Origin of the sequence: Desulfosporosinus sp. OT, assembly GCF_000224515.1 — a bacterium.
Lineage (GTDB): Bacteria > Bacillota > Desulfitobacteriia > Desulfitobacteriales > Desulfitobacteriaceae > Desulfosporosinus.
Genome location: NZ_AGAF01000200.1, coordinates 1 through 342 on the forward strand (window position 1 = coordinate 1; position 342 = coordinate 342).

Annotated in this window: 2 tRNA genes; both read right to left on the bottom strand. The window is 47.4% G+C overall.

Annotation, left to right across the window (positions count from 1 at the left end):
* Window positions 1–39: 39 nt before the first annotated feature.
* Window positions 40–115: transfer RNA gene (locus DOT_RS18970), tRNA-Ala, on the bottom strand.
* A gap of 25 nt (window positions 116–140) precedes the next feature.
* A tRNA-Ile gene (locus DOT_RS18975) sits at window positions 141–217 on the bottom strand.
* Window positions 218–342: the final 125 nt, after the last annotated feature.

The window sequence follows — 342 nt, forward strand, 5'->3', positions numbered from 1 at the left end:
ACATATTACCAAACAGTTTTTCAATAGCTGAAGATTAAATGGTGGAGGTTAGCGGGATCGAACCGCTGACCCCCTGCTTGCAAGGCAGGTGCTCTCCCAGCTGAGCTAAACCCCCGTTTTCAGATATCGAAGTGTTGTAATGGTGGGCCTGGGTGGACTCGAACCATCGACCTCACGCTTATCAGGCGTGCGCTCTAACCAGCTGAGCTACAGGCCCATTCCGCTGTGCGAAATGCAAGGCTTATATGAGTTTCCATTCATGACCGATTAGACTCAAGTCTCTAATTTGAGAAGCGAATTTATATTTGCGCCTCAAATCTTAACTTTCGAACTTCGGTTCTT